The 18,606-nt window shown below is 42.1% G+C and carries 17 protein-coding genes and 1 pseudogene; 6 read left to right on the forward strand and 12 right to left on the reverse strand.

Features of this window, described 5'->3' with window-relative positions:
- Window positions 1-466: 466 nt before the first annotated feature.
- From QZ998_RS14095 to QZ998_RS14125, 7 genes are all read right to left on the reverse strand, one after another.
- Complete coding sequence (locus QZ998_RS14095) at window positions 467-1,900, reverse strand: FGGY-family carbohydrate kinase (protein WP_296561475.1); 1,434 nt, start codon at window positions 1,898-1,900, stop codon at window positions 467-469.
- A 44-nt stretch (window positions 1,901-1,944) separates the two neighbouring features.
- A complete protein-coding gene (locus QZ998_RS14100) occupies window positions 1,945-2,499 on the reverse strand; it encodes a hypothetical protein (RefSeq protein ID WP_296561476.1) in 555 nt (184 codons plus the stop codon).
- Between the two features lie 115 nt (window positions 2,500-2,614).
- A complete protein-coding gene (locus tag QZ998_RS14105) occupies window positions 2,615-4,249 on the reverse strand; it encodes a BCCT family transporter (protein WP_296561477.1) in 1,635 nt (544 codons plus the stop codon).
- 80 nt (window positions 4,250-4,329) lie between these two features.
- Complete coding sequence (locus tag QZ998_RS14110; RefSeq protein ID WP_296561478.1) at window positions 4,330-5,106, reverse strand: SDR family oxidoreductase; 777 nt, start codon at window positions 5,104-5,106, stop codon at window positions 4,330-4,332.
- 63 nt (window positions 5,107-5,169) lie between these two features.
- The gene (locus QZ998_RS14115) at window positions 5,170-6,123 is read right to left on the reverse strand and encodes an electron transfer flavoprotein subunit alpha/FixB family protein (protein WP_296561479.1); all 954 of its coding nucleotides are present in this window, start codon (window positions 6,121-6,123) and stop codon (window positions 5,170-5,172) included.
- The gene (locus QZ998_RS14120; protein WP_296561480.1) at window positions 6,120-6,914 is read right to left on the reverse strand and encodes an electron transfer flavoprotein subunit beta/FixA family protein; all 795 of its coding nucleotides are present in this window, start codon (window positions 6,912-6,914) and stop codon (window positions 6,120-6,122) included. Before QZ998_RS14120 ends, QZ998_RS14115 begins: the two co-directional genes overlap by 4 nt.
- An 82-nt stretch (window positions 6,915-6,996) precedes the next feature.
- Complete coding sequence (locus QZ998_RS14125) at window positions 6,997-8,469, reverse strand: FAD-binding oxidoreductase (RefSeq protein WP_296561481.1); 1,473 nt, start codon at window positions 8,467-8,469, stop codon at window positions 6,997-6,999.
- Between the two features lie 222 nt (window positions 8,470-8,691).
- On the opposite strand from QZ998_RS14125, the gene QZ998_RS14130 reads away from it, so the two are divergent.
- On the forward strand, window positions 8,692-9,393 hold the full coding sequence (locus QZ998_RS14130) for an SIS domain-containing protein (RefSeq protein ID WP_296561482.1): 702 nt from the start codon (window positions 8,692-8,694) through the stop codon (window positions 9,391-9,393).
- Between the two features lie 215 nt (window positions 9,394-9,608).
- On the opposite strand, the gene QZ998_RS14135 is transcribed toward QZ998_RS14130, so the two are convergent.
- Window positions 9,609-10,907 carry an ATP-binding protein gene (locus tag QZ998_RS14135; protein WP_296561483.1) on the reverse strand — a complete coding sequence of 433 codons (1,299 nt, stop codon included), beginning with the start codon at window positions 10,905-10,907 and terminating at the stop codon, window positions 9,609-9,611.
- A gap of 129 nt (window positions 10,908-11,036) precedes the next feature.
- Window positions 11,037-12,389: an ATP-binding protein gene (locus QZ998_RS14140; RefSeq protein WP_296561484.1), complete on the reverse strand. Its 1,353-nt coding sequence runs from the start codon at window positions 12,387-12,389 to the stop codon at window positions 11,037-11,039.
- 364 nt (window positions 12,390-12,753) lie between these two features.
- Between QZ998_RS14140 and QZ998_RS14145 the strand changes: the two genes are divergently transcribed.
- Genes QZ998_RS14145 through QZ998_RS14155 form a run of 3 tightly spaced genes read left to right on the forward strand, consistent with a single transcriptional unit; the run spans window position 12,754 to window position 14,669 of the window.
- On the forward strand, window positions 12,754-13,116 hold the full coding sequence (locus QZ998_RS14145; protein ID WP_296561485.1) for a helix-turn-helix transcriptional regulator: 363 nt from the start codon (window positions 12,754-12,756) through the stop codon (window positions 13,114-13,116).
- Window positions 13,097-13,978: an ImmA/IrrE family metallo-endopeptidase gene (locus QZ998_RS14150; RefSeq protein WP_296561486.1), complete on the forward strand. Its 882-nt coding sequence runs from the start codon at window positions 13,097-13,099 to the stop codon at window positions 13,976-13,978. The genes QZ998_RS14145 and QZ998_RS14150 overlap by 20 nt, the downstream gene beginning before the upstream one ends.
- The gene (locus tag QZ998_RS14155; RefSeq protein WP_296561487.1) at window positions 13,968-14,669 is read left to right on the forward strand and encodes a hypothetical protein; all 702 of its coding nucleotides are present in this window, start codon (window positions 13,968-13,970) and stop codon (window positions 14,667-14,669) included. Before QZ998_RS14150 ends, QZ998_RS14155 begins: the two co-directional genes overlap by 11 nt.
- A 107-nt stretch (window positions 14,670-14,776) precedes the next feature.
- On the opposite strand, the gene QZ998_RS14160 is transcribed toward QZ998_RS14155, so the two are convergent.
- Genes QZ998_RS14160 through QZ998_RS14170 form a run of 3 tightly spaced genes read right to left on the reverse strand, consistent with a single transcriptional unit; the run spans window position 14,777 to window position 16,532 of the window.
- On the reverse strand, window positions 14,777-15,673 hold the full coding sequence (locus tag QZ998_RS14160) for a magnesium chelatase domain-containing protein (protein ID WP_296561488.1): 897 nt from the start codon (window positions 15,671-15,673) through the stop codon (window positions 14,777-14,779).
- 22 nt (window positions 15,674-15,695) lie between these two features.
- A complete protein-coding gene (locus QZ998_RS14165) occupies window positions 15,696-16,019 on the reverse strand; it encodes a hypothetical protein (protein ID WP_296561489.1) in 324 nt (107 codons plus the stop codon).
- Between the two features lie 15 nt (window positions 16,020-16,034).
- Window positions 16,035-16,532 (reverse strand): transposase, encoded by a 498-nt coding sequence (locus QZ998_RS14170; protein WP_296561490.1) that lies wholly within the window; start codon window positions 16,530-16,532, stop codon window positions 16,035-16,037.
- Between the two features lie 400 nt (window positions 16,533-16,932).
- On the opposite strand from QZ998_RS14170, the pseudogene QZ998_RS14175 reads away from it, so the two are divergent.
- Together QZ998_RS14175 and QZ998_RS14180 are read left to right on the forward strand one after the other, a co-directional pair.
- Window positions 16,933-17,076 (forward strand): annotated as a pseudogene (locus tag QZ998_RS14175) (VRR-NUC domain-containing protein); the annotation flags it as partial.
- A gap of 100 nt (window positions 17,077-17,176) precedes the next feature.
- On the forward strand, window positions 17,177-18,379 hold the full coding sequence (locus QZ998_RS14180) for an ATP-binding protein (RefSeq protein ID WP_296561491.1): 1,203 nt from the start codon (window positions 17,177-17,179) through the stop codon (window positions 18,377-18,379).
- The last annotated feature ends 227 nt before the right edge of the window (window positions 18,380-18,606 follow it).

Here is an 18,606-nt window from a genome sequence, read left to right on the forward strand (position 1 = left end):
CGGCCATCATGACCGCAAAATCTTCCTGTTTTTTTGAAATGTTCGTCAGATTTAGAATTCATTTTGTATTCTGAAAATAATTCTCCCGAATTTTATGAACCAGGCAAAAAAACAGGCCTTTTTCACAGGTCCCGGACGGTTCTTTTGTGTCGTCCATGGAAAATAAATGGTTGACACAAGAAAAACCGTCCCCTTTTGCTTACTATTCTGCTTAGAACACAAAACCTCCGTCCCCCTGTGTCACCTCCCCTGTGTCACCTCGTCCCCTTTTGCTTGCTTCTCTGCTTTCTTTTAGAGAAATATTGTTAACACAAGAAAAGATGTCCCCTTTTGCTTGCTTTTCTGCTTTCTTTTAGAGAAATATTGTTAATACAAGAAAAACTGTCCCCTTTTGCTTGTTTTTCTGCTTTCTGTTAGAGAAAATATCGTTGACAAAAGAACACAAAACCTCCGTCCCCCTGTGTCCTTAATTGAACAATTCGTAGGTTTTTTGTAAAATCGGGTCGGTGTGGTTGGTGATGTCTTTGTAGATTTCTGTTAATTGGCCGTACATTTGGCTGTTTTCGGGATTGGGGGTGAAGACATCTTTGACCTTGACCATTTTTTCGACGGCTTCGTCAAAATCTTTAAAGGCATTAACGGCGACGGCGGCACAGATGGCGGCACCTAGACCGGCGGCGCCGTTGACGACATTACGTTTGGCTGGAATACCGAAGACATCGGCAAATATCTGCATAAACAAGTCGGAGTTGGAGCCGCCACCAGAAACAATAATCTCTTTAAGGGTCATCTCAAGCTCAGCACACATTTCGTCAACCCGTAACTTCATCGTCATGGCAATCGCTTCAAGAATTGAGCGATACATATGGGCGCGTTTGTGGCGACCGTCAAAGCCGATCATCAGGCCTTTTTTGTAGAGTTTATCGGTCGGTGCCAACCAATCTAGGATCGTCATTAAGCCGTCACAACCGGCTGGCGCCTGGGCGGCTTCCAAGCTCAGGTATTCTTCGGCGGTCATCCCCTTCGTTTTGGCCATTTCTTCATAGCTTTCCCCTAGGATGTCTTTAAACCAACTCACCGTCCACATACCGCGGCGGATCCCAAAGCTTTCATAGAGATAGCTATGGGGCTTTGATGCAAAGTTAGTCCAGAAGTTGACGGTATTTTTAGGATTGTCATAGCCCTCAGCCATCGCAGCTATATAGGTTCCCAGCGAAATCAGGGCGCTTTCGGTGCCGGAACAGCCAACCCCTAGGGCCTCGACAGCCTTATCGTTAGCGGTGGCGACCACCGGCAGACCAATGGGAATTCCGGTCGCTGCGGCAGCCTCAGCGGTAACATGGCCTAAGATATCTCCCGGCATCACCAGCTCAAAGAGCATCTCCCGGGGAATCCCGATGCTGTCAAATGCCGGACCATCTGCCAGCCACTGCCATTGATCGGTGTCAATCGGCCACATTCCCTGATAGTTGGCGACGGTATCCTTAAATTGACCGGTCAGGCGATGGCTAATATAGCCCGATGAGGCGGTCACATATTTAACCTCCGCATTGACATGCTGATAAGCTTGAGAAACCCGGACATCCATCCAGCTGAGTGCTGGCTGAGCCAAACTACCATCAGCTTTTAGAAAGGCCCGACAATAGCGAATCGTACATAAGCCGACCCCGATAATGTCGGCCGGATCGCCCTTAAAACTTGCCATGGCTTGTTTACCGGCCACACAGATGGCGTCCCACCAGTCATCATCGGGGTGCTCGACAATGCCCGGCCGCGGTAAATCATAGGGTCTTAAATCTTGTTTGCCTTCACAGACGATATTGCCCTCTAGATCAAAGATTAAAATCTTGGCGCTTTGCGAACCTTCGTCGATGCCGATTATATATTTTTTATTTGTCATTTTTATTTTTCTCCTCTTATCCTTGTCTTCACCACAGTCATCGCTTAACTCAGCTGGTATTTCAGATAGGCCTTAAAAATTTCCCGGATGCCCGCTTCGTCACTTCTTAAGATCCGTTTGGGGATGCAAAAGGTATGTCTTCCATCGGGTCGTAGGGCAAATATTTTGGATGTTTCGATCACTCTGGCATCTTTATCATTGGCAAGATCCATGACGTCACCATTTGGCAGCCGCAGCTGCCCTGTCGCTGTTACAGCAATTTTGTAGAGTCCATTTTGTTTAGCTACCTTACGGGCTCCTAGTTTGGCTTTTATCATCGGAGCATAAATCAGGTCGAACAACATCAGAATGGCAACCAAAGCGATAAATGAATAGTGGATTCCGTTTTGGTCAAAATAACGTAGTATTAACATCACTGTTGCGACCACTGCCAAAAAAATACCACTCAGCATTTTCCATTTTTTACTGCGCTTGTTGGCAAGCAAAAAAAACGATTCATAGGCTTCATCATATGTCAGGCGATAGTTAAACTGATAGGTATTTTTAACATTCTCCGGCAATACGATCGGCTCCACTTGCGACACTTTTCTGTTAAACATTGGTTACCTTCCTCATTTTATTCAACAGCACCTTTGGAGACGATCCCCATTGGCTGTCTAATGATAATCAAACTGCTGCATTTACAATCGCAATGCAGCAGTTTTTTTTGACCAGTTATTGCTGAGGCCTTGGGCTGGCTGGAGTCGGGCTAGCCAGCTGCATTTCTTCTTGCTCAGAGATCAGCCGTTTTGATGGGATTGGTTTGCCCATTTCGTCATAATCTTCAGTGAAGGTATCGTACTTGGCCGGATTAGTGGCCACCTTAACAAAGGAAATGACCAGGACAATTAGCAGGAATACAACCGGGAAACCACCTAAATTAGAAAGGTACTTCAAGGCGTCGGTTGATCCAAAGGCGTTAACAAAGATAATGCACATGGCACCGATGGTTACACCCCAGACAACTTTTAGCCAGGTTGGTGATTCGGTATCTTCAGCAGTTAAACCACTGGTACATAATCCAGCCATCGCATTGGTATTGGAGTCAGAAGCCGTTACAAATGAGATAAAGACGATCATCAGAAATACTGAAATGGTGATCATCGGGATTGGCAATTGCTGCAATACCGCATAGGTGGCAGCCGCGGTACCACCGTCGACCATTGCCTGATTGATGCCTTTTCCAGCTAATTCATAATAGAGCGAGGATGATGAAAACAGTCCTAGCCATGCTACCGAGAATAATGATGGGAATAATACGACAACCCGGATCACTTCTTTAACCGAATATCCGCGTGAGATTCTACCCAGGAAGGTTGAGGTTACTGGCATCCATGCCATCCAGTTACACCAGAAGAATACTGGCCACCACATCGCCCATTTATCGCCGTCGCCGGTTGAGATAAATAAGGACATATGGGCAAAACTTGATAGGTAGGAACCAAAGCTTTCAACCGTTAAATTGAGAATATAGAAGGTTGGTCCAAATAAGAACACAAATAGTCCTAGTGCCAGGTAAATTCTTGAATTAATGGTTGATAGAATTCGAATCCCCTTCATAACCCCGGATACCGCTGAGGCGACAAAGGCTGTCACAATCACGGCCGCGACAATCGTCCAGACCAATGGTCCTTCGACAAAGACACCGTTAGTTAAAGAGGATACGCCGCCTGTGACTAAGAATACCGCCGAACCCATCGAGGCCGCCATCCCACAAACGAGCGCAAACAGACAGATTACATCGACCGCGGGAGCCGCTTTTTTAGCCCATTCCGCTTTAATCGCTGGATACAAGAGCGCACCAATTGAGTAATCTCTTTTCATGTTATAGAATGAAAATGCAAATAAGATTGCGGGGACACCATAGATACTCATCGGTGTAAAGGTCCACTCCAGAAAAATGTTTTTCATTAAGAAATTAATCGCATCGGGAGATTCGGCGGTAATGTGTGCCGGTGGGGTGTAGTAATGATACATCGGTTCCGCACAGGCCCAGAGTAAGATCCCGGCAGCCATAATGGTACACAGGACGATCCAGACATAGTTGGTTTGCTTTAACATCGGCTTGGCTTTGCTACCGCCGATGCGGACATTGCCAAAGGGTGAAAAATAAGCCGCGACAATCAGCACCACACAGATAAATGCCATCAGTGCAAAGAGCCATGAAAAACCGTCTAGAATCAAACCAGTGGCTCCCATAATCGCCGTATTAAAGGCTTCTCCATTGACTAAATTTAACAAGATTGTTGCCACTGCCAGAATCCATGGGGTTAAAAAAATTGGCCAACGAACTTTTTTAGAATTTTCCATACTTTCCTCCAAAGAATTTATTACCCGGCATTAGCCCGGTTTTTAAAAAATGGACGCTTAGAAATCCATTGTTTTAACGCTTAACGAACCAGGAAGCCGCCGTCAACAACCAGCACATGACCATTAACAAAATGCGATGCCTCACTGGCTAAAAATACGCAGGCGCCCATCAGGTCGGCGACATCGCCCCAGCGTCCTTCAGCCGTGTGGTCGACAATCCATTTGTTACGTTCGGGATCATCGATGGAAGCCTGAGCCACTGGTGTTTTAAAGTATCCCGGAGCAATGCCGTTGACCTGAACATTATACTGTGCTAATTCATCACAATAGGCTTTGGTTAAGCCGGCAATCCCATGCTTGCTAGCAGCATAGGCAGGTGACCATTGTCCGCCCATAAAGGAGAATAAGGAACAGATATTAATAATTTTGCCGCTTTTTTGTTGGATAAAATAATCAGTACAGGCATGAATCATTTCAAAGGCAGCGGTCAGATTGATGGCGATCATTGGGTCCCATTGGGCGCGGCCAAATTTTCGGACCTCTTCAATCAGGCAAATCCCGGCACAGTTAACCAAAATATCGACAGAGCCAAGGCTTTCGACACATTTATCAACAATCTTTTGGGGCATCCCGGGGGCAGTTAAATCGGCTTGCATATAGACGGCTTTGCCCCCTGCCGCTTCAATTAGCGCATTGAATTCGGGATCATCAGGTAATACACTCGGCATAAAGACGTTGGCGCCGGCTTTGGCCAAAGAAAGTGAAAAAGCCTGACCCAAACCACTGTTACCGCCGGTTACAATGGCATTCTTACCTTTTATTGAAAAATAGTCCATGTTAAAATCTGTAATTTCCATCCTTTAGTTCTCCTTATAGTTAAGTTTTTTAATTCGTTTTTTTCAGTTTTTTACGCGTTCTTGTTACTCCGCTTGTTTATTTTCATTGATGCGTGTGGTCAGTTTTCTGACAAACTCGGCGGCATCGCCTTCGACGACAATATCCGCAAGACTGCAGATCGGGGCTTTGATATTGGTATTAACGGCAATTAAATGTTTGACCTTGTTGAGACCCGCAACGTGCTGAAGCGCTCCGTAAATTCCCAAGGCAATGTAAAGCTCGGGATGAACCGTTTTGCCCGACTGGCCGACTTGAATGGTGCGGTCTGCCTTGTTGCTGTCAACAATCCGCCGACTAGCTGCTGTCATCCCGCCCAAGGCTTGCGCCAGCTGATCTAATTGATCAAAATCTTTTAATACGCCACCGCCGCCGGCAACCAGAACCCGGCTTTCGCGGATATCACGGCTATCTGGCTTGCGAATCTGACTGATTCGCCGCATCCCGGTATCTTCAATAGTTTGCAGCTGGCAGGCCAGAACTTCAGGAATTTTAGCGGTACTTTGTTGATCCAAGAAAACCCCTGGTCGGACACTCATCATGGTTGGGCCGTCACCGTCATTGATGATTCCGGCCAGCAGTTTTCCTTCAAAGGCCGGCCGAATCATCTCAATTGTGCCATCGGGGTGGCTTTTGATGGCAGTAATGTCGGCTACCAAGCCAACATGAAGCCGCATCGCCAGCCGTGGAGACAGCATCCGTCCCAGCTGGGTTGCCAAAACGATCACCGCATCAAACTGATATACTTGCTGGCATTCTGCCATCAGACTGGTGATATTGATCAGGTCATAGTCCTTGAGCCGCTGATCCTTAACCGCCAGCAGGTAATCAAATCCGCTTATAACGTTTACATCAAGGGGATTAATGACCAGGGCATAACTTTCAAAGTTTTCACCATACATCTGCCGCGCCACTTCCAGCAGATCTTTAACATAGTTGCCCTGGTCTTCTTCATAAAAGAACAGACATTTTTTTTTCACAGATAGCCCTCCTTTTCTAGAAATGCCATCACCATGTCAATTCCCTGGTCATCATTTTTTACAATGACCTGCTCTTTTTTTTGATAGTCGATGGGATAGCTTTTGATCACCTTGGTGGGGGAACCTTTGAGGCCGATTTTTTTGCTATCCACGGCCAGGCTATCATTGTCAATTATTCTTAGCCGGTCACTGACATCTAAATCCAGATCATCGTAACGGACAAAGGGTAATCTATAATTACTTTCCCGGCCAACACTTAAAATCGCCGGCAAAGGAATTTCATAGGTTTCAAGATATTTTTCACTGTCGACTTCGACTAAGGCACGCTTGTTTAGCATCGAAGGCTGGTCAATCTTGCGGATCTGTGAGATCTGATTTAGCTTCAGATACTCGGCCAGTTGGCCAGGTATCTGGGCGGTATCACCATCGCGACTGTGGCTGCCAGTTAAAATAACATCGTAATCGGCCGTTTCCAGATATTTTCCGATGATCCGACTGGTCGCATAGGTGTCGCTGCCGACATACTGGCGATCCGATAAAATCGTGGCCAGATCGACTTTGCGGCGGAGAATATCGGCCATCATGGCGGTGACATTGAGTGGCCCCATTGTGACCGCTTCGATGACCACCTCGGGTGTCTTTTTTTTAAGCCCCAGGGCAAACCCCAAGGCACAGGCATCGTCAGGATTGATCACCAGTTTAACGTTTTCTCTGATTAAGATATTCTTTTCATAATCATATTGAAACTGATCAACATCGGGCGTAAATTTTACCAGACAGATGATTTTCATTTTGACCTCCACACTGCTCTTAGCCACAAGCCGGGGCGCTGGCCACTGCTCACCCCGGCCTTGTTTTTAAGACCGACCAGCCTTATTGTTGATATTTGGCAGCGTCTTCCTGATAGTAAATATTGCCGTAGCTCATAATCCCCTTGGGATCAAAGGCTTCTTTGAGGGTTTCTAACATATAGTAAGCCGAACCATGTTCTTGCCGGGTCCACTGGTTCCGATATTTTCCAATCCCATGGTGGTGACACATCGAGCCACCCAGCTTTAGGGTTTCTTCGACGATGATGGTTTGCAGGGGATGGTGATACATTCTAAACTCATCTTCCGGTTCACAGTTAATCGTGTATTGATAGACAAAGTACATATTGGTGCCATTTAAATAGCTGTGCGATGAATGGCCACCCAGCATTGTCAGATCATCAGCAAAACGGAACTCGCTGCGAATCCGCTTGATGACGTTGTCGTAAATCTGGCTTACGGTAGCCCAGTCGGCGGATATCTCAGTGGTGTAACCACTGTGGCTGTCGTTGTTGATCATTTCTTCAACCTCGTCGTCGATATCTTGTTGTGACCAGTTTAAATGGTTAAACCAGTCTTCAATCAGGCTGCTATCGACCTGCTCGATGATCCCCTCCTGGAATTTTTCAACCGCTTCTTCAATGCCGGCGCCTGTCGCTTCAACAATCGCTTGTGGTCCTTCAGCCATAAAAATCAAGACACATTTGTCTTTATGGAAATGGTAAAAATGTTGGCGGGCATCTTCTTCAGAATAGGCTCGGGCCACCGATGGCCGGTAGCTGTTGGTGAATACTTCGCGAAGCACCTTGATTCCGGTATCAATGTCTTTGATCAGGTAGCCATAAAACTTGTTATTCTCGGGGAAATGTTTGAATATTTTAATGGTCACCTCGGTGATATAGCAGAGGGTACCTTCGTTTCCGATTGCAATATGACGGATATCCGGTCCACCAGCGCGGCGGGGGACATTTTTTATCCGCGATATATGACCGTTGGGGAAAACACATTCAAGCCCTACCACCATGTCTTCGATCCCGCCATACAGGGTCGATAACTGTCCAATACTGCGGGTTGCTACCAGGCCACCATACTGGGCGACCGGTTTTGACTGCGGTGAATGGCCAGTCGTATAGCCGACCTTTCTGAGTTCGTCTTCGAGATCCTGTAAGGCCACGCCAGCCTGAATTGTCGCCTGCATATTGTAGGTATCAATGTTTACGATTTCATTTAAATTTTTACCATCGATTACTACGGCCAGTTCTTTCCAGTTTTCCAGCCCACCTTCGGTAGCCGTTTTACCGCTGCGCGGGATCACATTGACTTGGTTTTGATTGCAAAACATTAATAAGTCGCTGACTTCGCTGCTATTTTTAGGATAAACAATGGCACAGGGGGATGGATTATCCAATACTTTTTTGGCTTTGGCATATTTTTTATAGCGATCTGCTGTGGCGTCGTATAAATCATCGGCATCAACATTGATCTGCTCATTCGTTAAAAGTTTTTTCAACCCTTCCAATACTATTTCTTTCGTCATCATAACCTCCGAATCAATATACAAACATTTCGTAATTGACTATTATTTACGGTTGCTTGTTGTTCTCAATAATACAATCACCGCCTTAAAATGTCAACGCTTTTTTGGAATATTTTCGTCATTTTGTTATATTATATAACTCAATGGAAAACTTTCCATTTATTGGCTGGTAATGATGAACAATTTATGCTACAATGAAAAAAAAAGAAAGGTAGAATCTTAATGCTGATATTTGACTTGAATCGTCTGAATCCCCTTGAACATCAAATTTACGATAATCTGATCCCCCACCTTAAAAATAGTGACCACCTTAAAATTACTGAGGCTGCCGAAATCTGCGGCTGTTCATCGTCTAAAATTTCGAAGTTTGTTAAAAAAATGGGCTTTGATAATTACAAACAGTTTGCCGCTTTTATCCGCGGTGAAAGCTTGCCAGAAAAAAAAGTCTCTTCTGAGATGGAGAGAATCTGTCGCTTTGCCGAGCAATTCGACCCCGCTCTGGTGGACACTTTTTTAGACCAGTTTGATCGCCATGAGAAGATTGTCCTGTTTGGTTATGGTCCTTCTTTTATCTGTGCTCAATACTTTGAGTATAAGCTGCGGATTCATTCGGATAAATTTATCGTCGCGATCCCCGACATCATCACCGCAAGCCGACGGCTCGATGATAAAACCCTGCTGGTGATTTTTTCGACCACTGGCAAATTCGCCTCTTTTCAGGCCGTTTGTGAAGAAGCCCGGCAGAATGGCTGTGATATCTTACTGATTGCCGAAGAGTATAACCAGGAACTGATTGACGACTATGAAAATATTCTCTTTCTGACTAACTCCACCCAGTCGCAACAATTAAAGCCTTATGAAAAATCACGAACCTGCTTTATTATTTTTATTGAAGAAGTTATATTTGCTTTGATGGAACGATAACGCACAGGCAACGCACAAGGGGACGGTTCTTTTGTGTCATCCATGGAAAAAATATGGTTGACACAAAAAAACCGTCCCCTTTTGCTTACTATTCTGCTTTATTATAGAGAAATATGGTTGACAGAAGACAAAACCGTCCCCTTTTGCTTACTTTTCTGCTTTATTTTAGAGAAATATGGTTGACAGAACACAAAACCTCCGTCCCCCTGTGTCCCCTAATGAGTTAAACAAAACACGCCATAAAGCGGAATACTTTTAATGTTATTTTCAAAACCAAAATTTTTAGCAGAAACGCGAATGCCATAAGGCGGTTGATACAAAGACATAAACAGTTTTAAACTCTTTGCTTTGACATTGTCAGCCGATTTTACTTCCAACGGAATGACATTTCCCTGACGATCCTGAAACACAAAATCCAACTCTGCTTTTCCCGGAGAGCTCCAGTAATAGGGCGCAAAACCATTAGTAACAAGAGCCTGCATCACATAGTTTTCTGTTAAAGCACCTTTAAACCCATGAAAACTCACCGGGCTATCTAAAATTATATTGGCTTGGATGTCAAATTTAGAGCACAGCAGACCTGTATCAGCCATGTACAACTTAAACGAAGTATTATCAGCATAAGCAGATAGGGGCATCTTGCCTTCATGAATGCGAACGCACTTATTAATAATACCCGCAGCTTTTAACCAGTCCAGCGGAATTTCATAATCATAGGCTCTTGCCCCAGATTTAATCACTTTATACTGAAATTTATGGTTCTCTTTTGCCAGTTGCGCAGGAACACTTGCCCAAGCGGCCATAATTTTAGTCGTTTCGTGTGGTGTTGCGTACTTGGCCATGTCGGCAATATAGGAATCATTAAGGGTCTTTTGAGCAACCATCACAAAATCAAAGTCTTTTGTCTCAATATATTCCGTCACTGCTCTGGGCATCCCACCAACCACCAAATACATCTTATACAGATCCATTGCCGTTTCGTGGATGGATAAAGGCGTAAATGCTTCAAATGATTCACAAATGAGATTCCTGATTTTGTAATTATCCGTTGCCCATAGAAATTCTTCAAAATCAAGGGGATATAACGTGATCATATCTACCTTTCCAACCGGAAAAGAAAATTTTTCCCGATTCAAAGCAACTCCCAGCAAGCTGCCAGCCGCAATAATATGATACTCTGGCGCTTCTTCACAAAAATATTTCAAGGCAGTCAGAGCCCGTTCACAAGATTGAATTTCATCAAAAATAATCAGGGTCTCTTCTTTAAAAATTGACTGACCGATCTTTGCCGATAATTCTCTGACGATCCGTTCAGGATTTAAATCCCGCTCAAAAATTGCCGTTATTTCTTTAGAATCCTCCATATTAAAATAAACTGTATTTTGATAATAAGTCTTCCCAAAGGTAAGGGCACTATAGGTTTTTCCCACCTGTCTCGCTCCATTAATAAGCAACGGCATTCTTCTTGAACTTTTTTTCCATTTAATTAAGTAATTATTTATCTTACGTTCCATATAATGTTTTCACCTCTCACTTATTGTATCATATAATTGTTATAAGACAAGATAATTATTTGTTCAATAAGGTAAAAGAGCGTGGTGCCGAGGATCGCACACCTCTAGGTAGCAACACCTTTAAAGGCTTTACTTCAGCTTGTAAGTTACTGATCTTCCACTGCCCTCTTTTGTAATTAACTGCCTGGTGGTCAATTTATTCAAGACCCTAATGGTTTTCGTCTTATCAAATCCGGTTTTTAAATCGATTGCTTTTCTTGTCAATTCTCCCGCTTCTTTTAAAACACCATAAACAATCCCTTCATCTTCAGGCAAATCCGCTTTATCAATTTTGATGACCGGTAATACGATTCGAATTCTATTTTCACTCACATCAAAAAGAGGTTTTGTCATGCTATGAAGATATTCCTCATTTATTCTTGCGATTCCTGTCCCAAATTTTTCAATAATATTTAAGCGATCAAAAACTCCTGCAATAATAGGATTTCTCAAAACTGAGATATTCCCATATAAGTATTCCTCTTTAGAAACACCTGCCGGCAGACCTCCAGGCGAGTTGATTTCGATTTGATCCTCATACATCGCTATTTGAATAAACGAGTTAATGTCCCATAAACGATGAACGATGGCGTTTGCCATGGATTCTCGAAACGCCTCTTTGGGAATCCGTTCTTTTTTCGTTCTGTTATAACCATCAATTTCTTCAAATATATAATACTGTTCAAAAAGTTCGATTGCCATATCAAATTGGGTTAACAAAGAACGATTGGTGATGGTTTTTCTGAATTGGATCTGACTGATGTCTTTACCGAATTTCACAATATCAATCCCCGAAAAACCGATTTCATTATGATCCGCCAGTAATTCTCCGGCAAGGTTGTAATAACCATCCTTGTTATATAAATTAAGGGTTTTTAGAATATCCAAGTTTATTTTTTCGATACCAGCTGCTTCTTGTAACCACCGTTCTAACACGGCAAATGACAACTCCTGAGAAGAAGCTTTTCTATCCTCGTCATTCAGATTGATACCTTCCATCGCTAGTCGTCTAAGTTCAAACCGATCAACTTCAATGGTAGCAGTATCCGCACGTTTATAAGCTTTCCCTTTACAATAGTAAGGTGTATCCTTCCCTTTTTTAACCGCTAAGCGAATAACCTTTAGATCTCCGATTGCTTCAATGCTAATTTCAAAATTCGGAACTGGAACAAGCGAATCGTTAATCATGTTTTCAATTCTTAAAGATTCCTCAGTTGCAAGATTTTTCATCCCCAAAAGTTGTCCATCATCATCGATCCCAAATAATATTTCACCATCGTTATAATTAGCGTAGGCACTGACCGTCTTTAGAAAAGTTCTTGATATTTGTTCTTTAAATTCCAAATTATAGCTTTCTTTCATTTTCACTGGTAAGCCTCCCTGTTCTTTATAGGATAATTTTACCACAAAACCAATCGTGAAACGATATATTTTTCGTTTCATTAATCGTTGCACTTTTAATCAAACTTCAATTAATCGTTTCGTTCCGTACTGCAACGATCAAAATTGTAGAACCAATTGGTTTATATGAACCGCCCCTTGCGTCACTTCCTGTTCTTCTATTTCAACAAGACCAGCTCATAAGTTAAGCTGAATAGTTAAGAGAGTGGCACCGCTAACGCTAAAGTTTATAAGTTGGTGTCAGGTACCTATACCTGAGGTACCTATACCTGGAGTTTTTTTGCATCGTATGTTATTATTTATTTCATTTTGGGTACAATATTAATAAAGATTGACGCATTTTGTTATTTATAGTATCATATAATTAGATACGGGCATACTATAGTATTGAAAGGAGGCCCAAACTATGAAAACTTTGTCAACTAAAAAATTAGCTGAAACAGTTAGAAACCTTAGAGAAACAAAAGGATTTACAAAAGAAGAACTCGGTAATTTAACGGGTATAAACAGAATTATGATAGGCCGCATTGAAAGAGAAGACTTCACTCCATCAATTGTACAGTTTGAAGCTTTATCAAATGTTTTAGGTTTTGATCTTACAGAAATGTTTGTGGAGAAAGAAAGAACGAACTCTTTTGTTGCTCTTCGAAGTGAAACATTAAGCGATAGTGAAAAAGAAGGCGTAGAAAAACTATTCACTATGATGTTGTCCCTTAGACAGCAAATTAAATTAAGGAGCTCATTTGAAAATGAATCCACTCACGCTTAATGAAGTCCAAGTAGATGAAATTCGCAAATTAGCTGGAGATGAGCGCCGATTTCTAGGCTTTGTAGGCGAAACACCTATTGCCAACGACATCTTTACAATTCTTGATAGACTAGACATCATGTTGCTGGAATATCCCATCGAACCTGAAGGTGATAGACCAGCTTTTTCTGCTGCTATTATGTATTCTGAAGAAGGCGATAAAAAACTTACTTTCATCGGGCTAAATACTGCAGATTTTTATGATAAGCAAATCTTTGCTATTGCTCATGAGTTGTATCACTATTACACAAAATCCGGCTCACATCTAAGCAGACCGGAAGATGAAGATAATAGCCTTATTGAAGTAAAAGCTAACCGTTTTGCAGCAGAGTTTTTGTTGCCTGAAACAGTACTAGAAAGTATTGTTCTTGATGAGTTTAAGACATCTTCTCTTGAGAAAATTCAACATAAAGCACTGTTGAGATTTATCGCTAGACTCCACTGTACATGGTGGCTCCCATATCGTTCACTTGTCAGAAGACTGCACGAGATAGGTGCAATTTCATCAGACCAGTATACAGAATTATACTCTATTGATGAACGAGATCTTCAAGGTGAATACGGTAAAGCAGGTCTGGCCACTAATAAAGACGAGTTTCTTAAATTGAATCAGCCCACTAAAAATATAGGTACTTCCCCTAATGAAATCGAGATCATCATTAGAAACTTTGAAGACAATCTCATAGACGAAGATAAATTCGCAGAAACCTTAAGCCTTTTCAATAAAACGCCTGATGAATTTAGCTATGAGATAAAAGTCTCTCAGGAAGACATAGATGAGCTTGATGCTTTCTTCAGTGGGGAGGATGATGATGAAGATTAATCTTACCTATCCAAACCCAGCATTGATAAGTATAATTGAAGATCCGGAACAAATCATCACTTTAGATGCGAATTTCCTTATTGCTCCAGATAGAAGGCCAATCACTAAAAGAGGCATCGGTTTTGAACAGTTTAGAGAGATCTGGTTAGACCCCATTTTCAGTGTCTTTCCAAATCTAGCTATTCACGAAGCAGTATATGATGAACTGGTTGGAATCTCTCCCCAAAATTATGTAGATGCGAAAAGGGATAGCATTCCACCGGAGATCATTATTCACAAGGATTCATCTCTAACAGAAGTTGAAAAAATTTTAAGAGATACCATTGAATCAAAAATTGCTTCTCTCACTAAATACGATCCGATGCTTGATAACAAGGATGATCGTGGAGAAGTGAAATCATTGTCTTATATTGCTGTCAAAGGTCTCCTCTACTTCGCAGCTAATGATAATAATGCCATTCAACTCATTGAAAAATCAGAAGAGTGGTCTACAGGCTTAGATAATGTACAAGCTATCAAGATGTATGAGCTGATTTACTATCTATACAGAAATGATCTGGCTGATAAAACAGCCATGAAAATGCTTTACAAATATCAGTACTATCTAACCGATCGGGAGAAAAGTACAAACCCTTGCTGGGGAGATTTTTCCTCTAGTATGGACAGTTTATATGAATCTTATTTCAAATAATAATAACCCACCAAGTGGTAGATAACTGTTATCTGCCAACTCAGTGGGTTTTTCTATTGCTGATAAAACCTCAGGTCTATGGGTCACTGGGGAATGATCTTCTTTATTCAGTTTGGATGCGCACAAGGGTGCGCACAAGGGAGGGCGCACAAGGGGACGGTTCTTTTGTGTCCTCCATTAGAAAAATATGGTTGACACAAGAAAAACCGTCCCCTTTTGCTTACTTTTCTGCTTTCTTTTGCGAAACAGCGAACACAAAATCTCCGTCCCCCTGTGTCCAACGTCATACTTGGCAAAATAGTTGGGATCCGTTTGGCAATCATTGATTTACCGCACCCCGGGGAACCAATCATCAGCAGATTATGTCCTCCGGCAGCCGCCACAACAATGTATTCGATCAAACCATCCTGTCCTTGAACATCTTTAAAATCAAGTTCATCCAGACCTTTAATTTGGTCAGATTTGGACCGGTTATGTTCCTGATTGTACGGCTTATTCCCTTTTAAGAATTCAACCACATCCATTAATGACTCAAAGCCAAAGATATCAATGTCTTTAACCAGGGTTGCTTCCTTGAGATTATCCATGGGAACAATGACATTTTTAACGCCGGCTGCCCGGGCCGCTGTCACCATCGGCAAAATACCGGAGCACGCCCGCAAACTGGCGTTTAAAGATAACTCCCCGATAATCCCAAAGCGTTCCGCTTTTTGCAACACCAGCTGGCCGGTTTCCATTAATAAACCAATCGCAATGGCCAAATCAAAATGGGAACCGCTCTTTTTTAAATCACTCGGTGCCAGATTAATAACAACCTTCTTTTGCGGAAAAACGTAGCGGCTGTCATTGATTGCCGCTTCAACCCGTTCTCTGGCTTCTTTTACCGCCGTATCCCCCAGGCCAACAATGGCAATCATCGGCTGGCCATTGATCGTTTTGACCTCCACATCCACGAGATAGGCCTCAACTGCAGAAATAGCAAAACTGTTTACAATAGAAGCCATCTTTCCCTCCTGGTTGGCGCATTTACGGATTTTTTGAAACCATTTTATAGATTGCCACTTCGCTCACAGAGATACTTTCACCGATTGCCCGCATGGTGTAATTTTCTTTTAAAGCCGATTGAATGAACGCTTTTTTATAGCTGCTCAATGCCCTTTTTCTTGAACCCGCTTTTATGGCTTCATAGATTTCATCATCCATGGTAACTTCTTTTAATAGTTCATCTAATGTTTTTTGATTCATTTTTTTAGCGACGACCGTTTTGATTGGGGTGGTATCCTTTTCCTTATTTTCAACCCGATCTGAACCTTCAAAAATACGCTCATCTTCGAGGATCTTTTCATCCATGAAGTCGCAGTATGCTTATAAAGCATTCTTTCTGTCCGCTGAAAAAATTCCCAAAATAAAATCAATGTTCACCAGAGCCCAGAGGGTGTTTTTTCGGTAAAAGTGATCGCTGCTCCAGGCATAGTCACTGACGCGTTGACAAATCCCCGCACTGACCGGATTTTGGTGGATATACCGGAGTAACGATAACAGGTAACGATCATCCATGACATGATAGCCTCGATATCTGTTTTCAAAAACATGACCGGTACGCTTATTTTTCTGATTATAATAGCGACTAAACTGGTTGTTAATCCGATGCATGATATCCTTAATCGGGACTTCGTGCCTTTTGATAATCAGATGATAATGATTACTCATGATCACATAGCCATAACATTCAAAACCCATAATTCTTTGAAAGTCCCTAATCAATTCCAGCAGATATTCTTTGTCTTCTCTTCGATCAAAGATGAAACCTCGGTTATTTCCCCGCTGAATTAAGTGATACACACCTTCGCTATATTCAATCATCGGCTTTCTTCCCAATATAAATCACCACCTTAGGTCTATATTACCAGAACGTGTTATCGTTTGCAACAGATGGATGAAAATTGAACCTTTGTTTTAATGATATTTTATGCAATTTAAGAGCGTTAACATATCTGTCGTCTTACCTATGTCCACGTTGATTCTGAATATTAGCAGTTAGTTACTAATGGATCTGCTTCCGTGAGGGTGGATCTAAATGACCGTGCAAATGGAGTTCACCGGTCGTAATATACACAATTAGGACAAGAGGACAAGAAAAACCCCTTTATAGTAAATAATAATAAAAATAAGAGTGACTTGGGTGCGTACACGTATATATGCGCGCGTATAGGGATTTTTGGGCAGCTGTCCACCCTTTTTGTCCGGAAACGGAAAAAAATAGATGCGGCAAAAAAGGATTGAACAAAAACTGCTAACAACTGTAAAAAAGATGGGTGGTATCAGCCCGAAGTTTGTCTCTCCGGGTTTAGATGGAATGCCAGACCGATTGGTACTTCTACCGGGTGGCAGACTGGCCTTTGTCGAGAGAGTGGCACCGCTACCTCTTTTTTTATTCGACTATACTCGAATTACTTGTTCTATTTTATTTTATTTCTGGTATAATCATTATTGTGAGGTGATTCATTATGAAAAAACGAGATCTTTATTTAACTCAACTGGTTCATTTTAAAGATAAACCACTGATAAAAGTTGTTACTGGTGTGCGCCGTTGTGGTAAGTCAACTTTGCTTTCATTATTTGAGGAGCACTTACGTAGCAGCGGTGTTCATGATGATCATATTATCCGGATCAATTTTGAAGCCTTTGAATTCGATCAGATTACAAGGTATGCTCATTTATACAACTATATTAAAAACAAAATGACCATCGCAAATGAAAAATACTACATTATTCTTGATGAAGTACAGCAGGTTGAGTCCTGGGAAAAGGCCATCAACTCATTTCTAGTAGATTCTAATGTTGATATTTACATCACCGGTTCCAATGCGTATCTCTTGTCCTCAGAGTTATCTACGCTCCTCTCCGGCCGATATGTAGAGATAAAAATGCTGCCGTTGTCCTTTAAGGAGTATCTTGATTTTACTGATTTCGAAAAGGGTGACAATGTCGATGCAATGTTTAAAGATTACTTAGAATTTGGCGGTCTCCCTACCGTTGTTGAGCTAAAAGACTATCCCGATACCATCGCCCCATTTTTAAGTGGCATTTACAATACAGTGATCATGAAGGATGTTGTTCAGCGTAATCAGGTCAGAGATGCCGCTTTGTTGGAAAGCGTCCTAAAATTTATTGCCGCTAACATTGGCAATATTGTATCAACTAAAAAAATTAGCGACTACCTGACTAGCAGCGGAAGAAAAACAACCAGTGACACCATCGATAACTATCTGAAAATGCTTGAAAATGCTTTTATCATTTACCGTGCAAACCGCTATGATCTCAAAGGCAAGCTGTTTCTCAAGACCCTTGAAAAATATTATATGGTTGATATTGGCCTTCGCAATCAGCTGACCGGTCTTAGAAACACCGACTACGGACAGGTGCTCGAAAACATTATCTATTTAGAATTACTGCGACGCGGTTACGCTGTTGCAATTGGAAAAATCGGATCACTTGAAGTAGATTTCGTCGCAACAAAAGCAGACCTAAAAATATACTACCAGGTTTCTGCAAGCATTCTGGATGAAGCAACAAGAAACCGCGAACTACGATCACTTCAATCAATCACCGATCATTATCCGAAGATAATCCTTACCATGGACAATCCTCTTTATTCAGATTTTGACGGCATAAAAATCATCAATATTGTTGAATTTTTGTTGGAATAACGCACAGGGGGACAACACGCACAAGGGCGCACAAGGGGACGGTTCTTTTGTGTCGTCCATGGAAAAAATATGGTTGACACAAGAAAAACCGTCCGGGACCTGTGAAAAAGGCCTGTTTTTTTGCCTGGTTCATAAAATTCGGGAGAATTATTTTCAGAATACAAAATGAATTCTAAATCTGACGAACATTTCAAAAAAACAGGAAGATTTTGCGGTCATGATGGCCG

Source organism: uncultured Acetobacterium sp. (assembly GCF_927416815.1).
Lineage (GTDB): Bacteria > Bacillota > Clostridia > Eubacteriales > Eubacteriaceae > Acetobacterium.